Origin of the sequence: Actinopolymorpha sp. B9G3 (genome assembly GCF_040120725.1) — a bacterium.
Taxonomy (GTDB): domain Bacteria; phylum Actinomycetota; class Actinomycetes; order Propionibacteriales; family Actinopolymorphaceae; genus Thermasporomyces.
Genome location: NZ_JBEEAB010000005.1, coordinates 66,168 through 76,203, shown reverse-complemented (window position 1 = coordinate 76,203; position 10,036 = coordinate 66,168). Strand labels below are relative to the sequence as shown.

Annotated in this window: 8 protein-coding genes; 4 read left to right on the top strand and 4 right to left on the bottom strand. The window is 70.6% G+C overall.

The genetic code is table 11. The annotated features are described in order from the left end of the window. Window positions 1-36 precede the first annotated feature (36 nt). Together ABNF93_RS10970 and gcvT are read right to left on the bottom strand one after the other, a co-directional pair. Entirely contained in the window at window positions 37-318 is a 282-nt protein-coding gene (locus ABNF93_RS10970; RefSeq protein ID WP_349327831.1) for a helix-turn-helix domain-containing protein, read from the bottom strand. A 60-nt stretch (window positions 319-378) separates the two neighbouring features. Further along, a complete protein-coding gene (gene gcvT, locus ABNF93_RS10965) occupies window positions 379-1,470 on the bottom strand; it encodes a glycine cleavage system aminomethyltransferase GcvT (protein WP_349327830.1) in 1,092 nt (363 codons plus the stop codon). A 147-nt stretch (window positions 1,471-1,617) separates the two neighbouring features. Between gcvT and ABNF93_RS10960 the strand changes: the two genes are divergently transcribed. Then, entirely contained in the window at window positions 1,618-3,150 is a 1,533-nt protein-coding gene (locus tag ABNF93_RS10960; RefSeq protein ID WP_349327829.1) for a leucyl aminopeptidase, read from the top strand. A gap of 139 nt (window positions 3,151-3,289) precedes the next feature. Here the strand turns inward: ABNF93_RS10960 and ABNF93_RS10955 are convergent, their stop codons facing one another. Then, on the bottom strand, window positions 3,290-3,664 hold the full coding sequence (locus ABNF93_RS10955) for a hypothetical protein (RefSeq protein WP_349327828.1): 375 nt from the start codon (window positions 3,662-3,664) through the stop codon (window positions 3,290-3,292). A gap of 290 nt (window positions 3,665-3,954) precedes the next feature. Here ABNF93_RS10955 and lpdA point away from each other — a divergent pair, with 290 nt between their 5' ends. The 3 genes from lpdA to ABNF93_RS10940 all read left to right on the top strand — a co-directional run bounded on the left by lpdA (window position 3,955) and on the right by ABNF93_RS10940 (window position 8,230). Beyond that, window positions 3,955-5,343 carry a dihydrolipoyl dehydrogenase gene (lpdA, locus tag ABNF93_RS10950; RefSeq protein ID WP_349327827.1) on the top strand — a complete coding sequence of 463 codons (1,389 nt, stop codon included), beginning with the start codon at window positions 3,955-3,957 and terminating at the stop codon, window positions 5,341-5,343. Between the two features lie 139 nt (window positions 5,344-5,482). Further along, window positions 5,483-7,270 carry a 2-oxoglutarate dehydrogenase, E2 component, dihydrolipoamide succinyltransferase gene (gene sucB / locus ABNF93_RS10945; protein WP_349327826.1) on the top strand — a complete coding sequence of 596 codons (1,788 nt, stop codon included), beginning with the start codon at window positions 5,483-5,485 and terminating at the stop codon, window positions 7,268-7,270. 63 nt (window positions 7,271-7,333) lie between these two features. Continuing rightward, window positions 7,334-8,230, top strand: coding sequence for a TIGR01777 family oxidoreductase (locus ABNF93_RS10940; RefSeq protein ID WP_349327825.1), 897 nt, complete (start codon window positions 7,334-7,336; stop codon window positions 8,228-8,230). 32 nt (window positions 8,231-8,262) lie between these two features. On the opposite strand, the gene ABNF93_RS10935 is transcribed toward ABNF93_RS10940, so the two are convergent. After that, entirely contained in the window at window positions 8,263-10,032 is a 1,770-nt protein-coding gene (locus ABNF93_RS10935) for a serine/threonine protein kinase (protein WP_349327824.1), read from the bottom strand. Between the last annotated feature and the right edge of the window lie 4 nt (window positions 10,033-10,036).

The following is a 10,036-nucleotide window of genomic DNA, read 5'->3' as shown; positions in this document are numbered from 1 at the left end:
GCCGCATCCTCAGGTGCCACGTCCGGATGCCCCCTCCTACTTCCTTGGTGGGCGTACGCCGGTGGCGAGCCGGACTTCGACCTGGCGGCCCACCGCGGATGCGTACCGCTCCAAGGTCGACAGCCGGACGTCCACGGCGCCGGCCTCGATCCGGGCGACGGCGGACTGCGACGTGCCCATCCGCGCGGCCACCTGGGTCTGGGAGAGCCCGGACCGTTTGCGGAGTTCGACCAGTTCCGTGGCGAGCCGGCGACGCCTGACGGCCATCTCCCGAAAGCCCGGCATCACCGGCAGGTTGTCCTGGTCCTCCGCTCCCATACCTGCGACGCTATCTCGAAAATGAGATGACCGGGAGGTGGTTACGCCGTGGGCGCGGTGTCAACGAAGAGAAGTGTCCACGAAGGGTGGGCGGCGGACGACGAAAGGCTCACGGCGGCCTCTGACGTCCACCGCGACCTCGGCGCCATCCTCCACTCCGGAAGCCAGCAGCGCCAGGCCGACACCGACCCGTCGGGTCGGGGAGAACGTCCCACTCGTCACCGCACCGAGCGGCTCGCCGGCCTCGTCGACCACCGACATGCCCGGCCTCGGGATCCCCCTGCCCTGTGCTTCGAGACCGCGCAGCCGCCGCGCCGGACCGGCCGCGCGCTCCTCCGACAGCACCGCCCTCCCCCAGAACGCCGGCTTCTTCCAGCCCACCGCCCAACCGAGGCGCGCCTGTACCGGCGTGACGTCGAGCGAGATGTCCTGACCGTGCAGCGGGTAGCCCATCTCGGTCCGCAGCGTGTCGCGGGCACCAAGCCCGCACGGCATCACGTCGAGGGCCGGACCAGCCTCGAACAACGCGTCCCACACCGTCCCCGCCGCGTCAACGGGGATCACCAACTCGTAGCCGCGCTCCCCGGTGTAGCCCGTGCGCGCCACGGTCAGCGTGGTGCCGCGCCAGGGCGCCTCGACGAACGACATGTACGCATGACCCGCCGGCAGCCCCGCCGCTGCCAGCAGGTCGTCGCTGCGCGGGCCCTGGACGGCGAGGACGGCGTACGCCTCGTGCAGGTCGGTCACCTCGACCCGAGACGGCGCCTCGGCCGCGAGCCGGCGTACGACCTCCGCGGTGTTCGCGGCGTTGGGGACGAGGAACATCTCCTCCGGCCCGACGAAGTAGGCGATCAGGTCGTCCACGATGCCGCCGGTCGCGTCGTCGCAACAGAGCGTGTACTGCGCCTGCCCGGGCGCGATCTTGTCGAGTGCGTTGGTCAGGGTGGCGTCGACGTAGGCCGCCGCGCCGGGGCCGTGCAGGCGCGCCTTGCCCAGGTGGCTCACGTCGAAGACACCGACGCCGGTGCGGACCGCCCGGTGTTCGGCGAGAACGCCGCCACCGGGATACTCGAGCGGCATCTCCCAACCACCGAACGGAGCGAGCTTCGCACCCAGCGCGAGGTGCCGGTCGTGAAGTGGCGAACGCATCATGTCCGCGAACCTATCTGCTGGCCGTACGCCGCCGAGGCGTACCATCCGCGCGGCCCCGTGCCCCGACGGCGTAGCATCCGCGCGAGCCCGAAATCCAGCCGCACCCCAGCACACCCGCCGCTCCGACCGACGAGGAGACGATCAAGCGTGAGCGCCTCGAACCCGACCATCTCCGTTCGCAAAGCTTCAGCTGCGACGGTCAAGGCAGACGCTGTGGTCATCGGTGTCGTACCAGCCGACGGGAGCGGCCTCACGCTCGCGCCTGGGGCGGGCGAGGTCGACGGAGCCCTCGGCGGGACCCTCGTCCGGACGCTGCAGACCCTCGGCGCCAAGGGCAAGGCCGATGAGGTCACCCTCGTGCCCTCCGGTGGCGCCGTCGCCGCACCAGTGATCGCCGCGGTCGGCCTCGGCAAAGTCAAGAACGGCAAGGAGGCGGCCACTCTCGAGGCGCTCCGGAGGGCGGCGGGTGCCGCCGTCCGCCGGCTGACCGGCAAGGCCGGCACGGTCGCCTTCGCTCTTACGGCCGACGACGCGGCCGACATCGGTGCCGTCGCCGAGGGCGCCCTTCTGGGTGCGTACTCCTACGAGCGCTACCGCTCGGCACACAACGGTGACCGCCCCAAGCCGATCTCGAACCTGACCGTCCTCACCGACAAGTCCCGCGACAAGGCCGTCAAGAACGCCTTGACACGCGCCCAGGCCGTGGCGCGCGCGGTCAACCTCACCCGCGACTGGGTCAATGCCGCACCGTCGGACCTCTACCCCGCGGCGTTCGCCGACCAGGCGAAGGCCGAGGCCAAGAAGGCGAAGCTCGCCGTCGAGGTGCTCGACAAGAAGGCCCTCGCGACCGGTGGCTACGGCGGGATCATCGGCGTCGGCCAGGGCTCGGAGCGGCCGCCACGGCTGGTGCGGCTGGCCTACCGTCCGGCGCGCGCCAAGAAGCACCTGGCCCTCGTGGGCAAGGGAATCACGTTCGACACCGGCGGCATCTCACTCAAGCCCGCCGACAGCATGGTCACGATGAAGTGCGACATGGGCGGTGCCGCCGCGGTCCTCGCCGCGACCACCGCGATCGCCGAGTTGGGACTGCCGGTGGCGGTGACGGCATACGCACCGATGGCCGAGAACATGCCGTCGGGTTCGGCGCAGCGGCCGTCCGACGTCCTGACGATGTACGGCGGCAAGACCGTCGAGGTGCTCAACACCGACGCGGAGGGCCGGCTGGTGTTGGCCGACGCGATCGTCCGGGCCGGCGAGGACAAGCCCGACCTCATCGTCGACGTCGCCACCCTTACGGGTGCGTGCATGGTCGCGCTGGGCGCCCGGACGTTCGGGATCCTGGCCAACGACGACGACCTGGCGACGACCATCCGGTCCATCGCGAACCGCGCCGGTGAGGACGGTTGGCCGTTGCCGATCCCGGAAGGCACCCGCGAACGTCTCGACTCCAAGGTGGCCGACCTCGCCAACATCGCCACCCAGCGGCTCGGCGGCGCTCTCGTGGCAGGGGCGTTTCTGCAGGAGTTCGTCGCCGACGGAGTCTCGTGGGCGCACCTCGACATCGCCGGTCCATCGTTCAACGAGGGCGGTCCGTTCGGCTACACACCGAGCGGCGGCACCGGATCGGCCGTACGCACACTGATCGGGATCGCCGAAGCAGCTGCCGAGGGCGAGTTGTAGGGCACGTCTGCCTCACCGGTAGGCACAGGCCCGCAGGTCGTACAGCTCGGCGTAGAGCCCGTGCCGGCGCCTCGGTACCTCGCGGTTGCCGTACTCCGGGTCGCGTTGGTCCCGCCGGGGGCCGTGGGAATGATTTTCCTCACGTGCTGGCTTCGCCGGCCTTGCCCAGAATGTCCTTCTGTGCGGCCGCCTGGCGGCTGGTCCAGTCCCGCATGCGCTGCGGGTAGCCGACCACCTGCGCGTCGTAGCTGGGGACGCCGAGCTTGTTGGCGAACTCATGGGCGAATGCCGCGTCCGGGACCCGCCTCCGGGTCCACTCGCCGTCCGACGCGACCAGCAGCAGGGTCATGTCGGTCACGGCCGTCCGCGGCTCGACGAAGCCCTCGACCCCTCGCCGCGTGCGCGCGAAGGTCTCCAGGTGGGTCTTGTCCTCGGCCGACCAACCGCGCCGGCCGGCGCCCGATCCGCCGCCCGAGCGACCCTTGCGGGGGCGTCGCCGGAACCACCGCAGCATCTGCCGACCTCCTACGTCCACGGGCACGAGAAATCACGACATTCGTTCGTCCGCCGAACGGCTCAAGTGTCGCGTAGGTTCCGCGTGGACGCATAACGAGCTTGGCCCTCTCGGCCCATCCCGGCCCCGCCGAGGCGGACCGTTTGGCAGGTATCGCGGCGGGAGTGCAAGGATGACTGTGACGTGACGGTCGCGTGCCCCCTGCTCGACGAGGTGGATTGGCCCCGGCGAGGTGGAAGGTCACGAGATCGTCGACACCACGTTCTCGATCAACGCACGCGGAGGACCCCGTGGCGGACAACGCCGGCACCGCTTTCGACCTTGTGATCCTCGGTGGAGGCAGCGGTGGGTACGCATGCGCGCTACGCGCAGCCGAGCTCGACCTGAACGTCGCCCTCATCGAGCGGGACAAACTGGGTGGCACCTGCCTGCACCGGGGGTGCATCCCGACCAAGGCGCTTCTGCACGCCGCCGAAGTCGCGGACAACGCGCGCGACGGCGGCGACTTCGGCATCCTGTCGACGTTCGAAGGCGTCGACATGGCCGGTGTCAACAAGTACAAGGACGGCGTAGTCAACCGCGCCTTCCGGGGCGTCACCGGCCTGCTCAAGTCGGCCGGCGTCACCGTCATCGAAGGCGAGGGCCGGCTCGTCGCGCGAGACGCGGTCGAGGTCAACGGCACCCGCTACACCGCGACGAACATCCTGCTGTCCACCGGTTCGTACTCCAAGACACTGCCCGGCCTCGACATCGACGGCGAACGTGTCATCACCAGTGAGCACGCCCTCCTCCTCGACGACGTGCCGAAATCGGTCATCGTCCTCGGCGGTGGCGTGATCGGGGTCGAGTTCGCCAGTGTGTGGCGGTCCTTCGGCGCAGAGGTCACGATCATCGAGGCACTGCCACGGCTGATCGCGCTCGAGGACGAAGCCTCCTCCCAGATGGTCGAGCGGGCCTTCCGGCGGCGCGGGATCACGACCAAGACCAACACCTCGTACAAGGCCGTCGAACGCACGGACTCCGGCGTACGCCTGACCGTCGAGTCCGGTGAGTCCTACGAAGCCGACCTCCTCCTTGTGTCCGTCGGGCGCGGCCCGACCACCGCGGGCATCGGCTACGAGGACGTCGGCATCGCCATGGACCGCGGCTTCGTCCTCACCGACGAACGTCTTCGTACGAACGTCCCCGGCGTCCGCGCGGCCGGCGACATCGTGCCCGGCTACCAACTCGCCCACCGCGGCTTCCAGCAGGGCATCTTCATCGCCGAGGACATCGCCGGCCTCGAGCCCGCCGTCATCGACGAGACAGGCATCCCCCGGGTCACCTACTGCGATCCCGAGGTCGCCTCGATGGGGCTCAACGAAGCGGCGGCCGCGGAGAAGTACGGCGCCGACGGCATCACGACCTTCACCTACGACCTGGCGGGCAACCCCAAGAGCCAGATCCTTCGTACGCGCGGGTTCGTCAAGGTGATCCGGGCCAAGGACGGTCCGGTCGTCGGCATCCACATGGTGGGTGCACGGGTCGGCGAGCTCGTCTCTGAGGCGCAGCTCATCTACAACTGGGAGGCGTTCCCCGAGGAGGTCGCCCAGCTCGTGCACATGCACCCCACGCAGAGTGAAGCGATCGGTGAGGCTCACATGGCCCTCGCCGGCAAACCGCTGCACAGCCACAGCTGACCGGCCGGGTCCACCGTTCGCCCCTCAGGATTCGCGGCCGCCCCGGGTGTAGGACACGTCAGACTCAGCACACGCCAGACTTCGGACATCCCAGACTTCGGACATCCCAGACTTCGAACATCCAGGACAAGGAGCAACGATGCCGGTCTCCGTCACTCTCCCCGCCCTCGGCGAGAGCGTCACCGAGGGAACCGTGACGCGGTGGCTCAAGCAGGTAGGCGACACCGTGCAGGCCGACGAGCCACTGCTCGAGGTCTCCACCGACAAGGTAGACACCGAGATCCCCGCACCTGCCTCCGGCACACTGACCCAGATCACCGTCGGCGAGGACGAGACCGTCTCCATCGGCGCCGAGCTCGGCGTCATCGGTTCTGAGGTCGAGGCAGCCGGTGGCGAGGAGCCGGCACCCGCCGGGCCGGAAGAGCAACCCGCCCAGGAGGCGGCCGCCCCACCGGCGCCACCGCGGGAGGAGGCCCAGCAACCGGCCCAGCCCGAACCTCAGGCAGCCGAAGTGCCCGCGGAACCCGCACCGGTGGCCGCCGAGTCCGGCAACGGGCAGGGGACCTCCGTCACTCTCCCCGCCCTCGGCGAGAGCGTCACCGAGGGAACCGTGACGCGGTGGCTCAAGCAGGTAGGCGACACCGTGCAGGCCGACGAGCCACTGCTCGAGGTCTCCACCGACAAGGTAGACACCGAGATCCCCGCACCTGCCTCCGGCACGCTGGCTCAGATCACCGTCGGCGAGGACGAGACCGTCTCCGTCGGCGCCGAGCTCGGCATCATCGCCGGCGAGCAGGCGGCACCACGCCCCCGCCACGCCGCACCAACACCGGCGCCCGCAGAAGCGCCTCCCACTCCTGAGCCCGAGCCGACGCCAGCTCCGGCACCCGCGCCTGAGCCCGCCGGAGCTACGCCGACCCAGGTGCCCCCTTCTCCTGCGGGAGGCGGAGCCGCGGCTGGTGGCACTGACGGAGCGACGACCCAGTACGTCACGCCGCTCGTCCGCAAGCTCGCCGCTGAGAACCAGATCGACCTGGCCAACGTCCAGGGCACCGGCGTCGGTGGCCGGATTCGCAAGCAGGACGTCCTCGCCGCGGCGAAGGCCCGCGAGGAGGCGGCGATCCGCACCAGTCAGCAGGCTGAAGCCGCGTCCGGGCTGCCTGGCGCTGCCCCCTCGGCTCCGTCCGTCCCCGCACAACCCAGCCCCCTCCGCGGGACCACGGAGAAGCTGAGCCGCGCCCGCCGGGTCATTGCCCAGCGGGTCCACGAGTCCCTCCAGAGCACCGCCCAGCTCACCACGGTCGTCGAGGTCGACGTCACGGCGATCGCGAAGGTGCGCGACCGGGTGAAGGGGACGTTCGCCCAACGCGAGGGCGTGAAGCTGTCGTTCCTGCCGTTCTTCGCCAAGGCGACTCTGGAAGCGCTCAAGGAACATCCGAAGCTCAACGCCACCATCGACGTCGACAAGGGCGAGGTCACCTATCACGGCACCGAGAACCTTGTCATCGCCGTCGACACCGACCGCGGCCTCATGGTCCCGGTCATCCACGACGCCGGTGACCTCAACGTCACCGGGCTGGCCAGGCGGATCACCGACCTCGCCGAACGCACCCGCATCAACAAGATCACGCCCGACGAGATCTCCGGCGGAACGTTCACCCTCACCAACACCGGCAGCCGCGGTGCACTGTTCGACACGCCGATCTTCTTCCAGCCCCAGGTCGCCATCCTCGGGACGGGAACAGTGGTCAAACGCCCCGTCGTGGTCACCACGCCGCTCGGCGACACGATCGCCATCCGGCACATGGTCTACCTCGCCCTGAGCTACGACCACCGGCTGATCGACGGCGCCGACGCGGCGCGCTTCCTGGGCGCGGTCAAGCGGCGCCTGGAGGATGGCAGCGTCGCCGCCGAGTTCGGGAGCTGAGTCCGCTCGAGGACTGACTCGGTTCGGACACTCACGGCTCGGCAACGGGGGGACTGGTTCGTCATGCGGTACGTACTCGCCGGCGCGTCGGGGTTTCTTGGGCGCGCGCTCCACGCCGACCTCGCCCGCGCCGGCCATGACGTGATCCGGCTCGTGCGCCGCACTCCCCAGTCGCCGCACGAGTCCCAGTGGGATCCCGCGCACGACCAGGTCGATCCGGGGGTGCTCGCCGACGCCGATGCGGTGGTCAACCTCGCCGGCGCCAACATCGGCCGGATCCCGTGGACGGCCGCCTACCGCCAGACCATCCGCACGAGCCGGATCACCACCACCAGCACCCTGGCAAACGTGCTGGCCGGCCTCCCCGAGCCGCCGGTGTTCGTTGCGCAGAGCGCCATCCGCTACTACGGCGAGGGCCGGGGCGACGAGGAGCTCACCGAGGACTCCCTGCCGGGACTCGGGTTCCTCGCGGGAGTCGTACGCGAGTGGGAGGAGGCGACAAGCCCGGCGGAACGCGCCGGCGTCAGGGTGGTGCGCCTTCGTACCGGCGTCGTCGTCGACCGCTCCGGCGGAGCGTTCCCGCTCATCGCCGCGCCCTTCCGGCTGGGGCTCGGTGGACGGCTGGGGTCCGGCCAGCAGTACATGGGCATGATCTCCCTCACCGACTGGCTGGCCGCGGTACGTTTCGTCGTCGAACGCCCCGGCTGTCAGGGTGCCTACAACCTGACGTTGCCCGAACCTCCCACGAACGCCGAGTTCACCCAGGCGCTCGGGGCGGCGCTGAAGCGGCCAACCCCCGCGCCGGTACCTGCGTTCGTCCTGCGTACGGTCCTCGGCGGGTTCTCCATCGAACTCCTGGACGGCCTGCGGATCCTGCCCAGTCGGTTGCTCGAAGCTGGCTTCACCTTCACCGCGCCAGATGTCGCCTCAGCGGTCGCTGCCGCGCTGCATCGGTCCTGAACCGCAGTGACCCGCGGCCAGCAGGACGATCTTCAGCGAGCGACGATCCGGGCGATCCGCCAGTCGCCGACGTTGGACCTGTCGAGCGTGATCCGTCGGGTCGTCACCTCGCCGGCCGGCCGGTCGGTCCGCTCACCCGAGTCGGCCACCACGGTGTAGGCCTGAAGCTGGTCCATCACCTCGAGCACCACCTGACCGTCGCCGGACGACACGACCCGCAGGCGCTTGATGTCGAACCTCAGCCCTTCGATGTGGCAACCCGCCGTGGCGCACTTGTCGATCTCGGCGCGGTCCTTGGCGAGCAGGTCGGAGTCGGTGGCGTAGACCTCGCCCAGCAGGGCGGGATCGGACTCGGCGAACGCCTCGGCGCGCTGGCGGTCGAGCGCGGCCAGAATCGACTGCCAGGTGGCCTCGCCTCCGCTGCCCGACCCGCCGGGTGCGGCCGGCGGCTTGGGTGCGTGGGAGGCCTTGGGTGAGTTCTCCGGTCGGGGTGGGACCGAGGCTCCGTCATCCGTACGGCCACGCCCGGTGGCACCGTCCGGGGTGTCCTTGCCGCGACCCGGTGCGGCTGCCGCCGCTCCGGTGCCTTCTCGCGCGATGCCGGCGTCACGGGCCGCAGCCGGATCGGCTGGGCGAGCTCGCTGCGCCCAGGCGATCCCGCCCACCACGGCACCGGCAAGCAGAAGGAACGAAAGCCCGCTCGCGACGATCAGACCGATCCGGCGACCGTCCTTCTCGTCGTCGTCCGCGGCCGCGGCCTCTGGCGCCATCGCGGGTCCGGGTGCGGGAAACCCGGCAGCGGCGAAGGGGTCACGAGCCGGCGGACCGTCCGGCGCGGGGCCCATGTCTGGCGCCGCTCCCGGCGTCTGGACGGCGCCCGACGTCGGGAAGGAGCCGGGCGTCGAGGAAGAGCCGGGCATCGGCGCGGCCGGATGCCGCGGCTGGCTGGACGGCGTGCCGGTCCCGGAACCTGCTCCTGGGGACGACTCCCCCAACGCCGCGGCGATGTCCGAGTCGCTCAGCACCAGTCCGATCGGGAACCGCACCGGTGCGGCCGGGCAGGCGGCATAGACAAGGTCGGCGAACTGAGCCGCGTCAGGACGCCGCGCCGGTAGCGGCTGCAGACCCGCACTGACGGCGTGGACGAGCTCGGTGGGCAGGCCGGGAACCGCTTCGGACAGCTCGGGCCGTGACTGGCCGGGCCGAGGCGCCACGCCCGTCAGCGCGGTGTAGCAGACCGCCGCCAGGCCGTAGACGTCGCCGGCCGGCGTGGGACCGCCCTCTCCGGTGCCCATCGGGTCGGAGTAGCCGTGCGTCCCAAGGGCCTCACCACCCTCGACCAGCTTCAGGACCCCCAGGTCGGCGAGCAACGGGCGGCCGTCAGAGGTGAACAGGATCGCCTCAGGTGTCATGTCCCCATGGACCAGACCGTGCTGGTGCGCACCGGCGAGGGCCTCCGCGATCGGCGCGACCGTCGTCACGACCTCACCCGGATCGAGGCCGCCCCGACCGCTCAGGAGATGGTCGAGGCTGCCACCGTCGGCATGGTCGAGAACCAGGACGACCTCGTCGCCGTCGGGCAGCACCTCGCGGATGCGTACGACGTGCGGGTGGTCGATCAGGCCGAGCAACGAGACGACCTGACCCACGCCTTCGCGGGCGGCGGCGTCGCGCAGGCGCAGCCGCTTGAGGGCCACCCGGTCGCCTGAGCCCTGCGCGCGGGCGAGCCACATCTCGCCACTCGCGCTGGCGCCCAACAATGTCTCGAGGTCGTAGCCGCGTACCCGGAACTCACCGCGCATGGTC

Bases quoted from the DNA above. Each gene is read 5' to 3' on its own strand.
- ABNF93_RS10970 (WP_349327831.1), bottom strand. From the start codon at position 318: ATGGGAGCGGAGGACCAGGACAACCTGCCGGTGATGCCGGGCTTTCGG.
- gcvT (WP_349327830.1), bottom strand. From the start codon at position 1,470: ATGATGCGTTCGCCACTTCACGACCGGCACCTCGCGCTGGGTGCGAAG.
- ABNF93_RS10955 (WP_349327828.1), bottom strand. From the start codon at position 3,664: ATGCTGCGGTGGTTCCGGCGACGCCCCCGCAAGGGTCGCTCGGGCGGC.
- sucB (WP_349327826.1), top strand. From the start codon at position 5,483: ATGCCGGTCTCCGTCACTCTCCCCGCCCTCGGCGAGAGCGTCACCGAG.
- ABNF93_RS10940 (WP_349327825.1), top strand. From the start codon at position 7,334: ATGCGGTACGTACTCGCCGGCGCGTCGGGGTTTCTTGGGCGCGCGCTC.
- ABNF93_RS10935 (WP_349327824.1), bottom strand. From the start codon at position 10,032: ATGCGCGGTGAGTTCCGGGTACGCGGCTACGACCTCGAGACATTGTTG.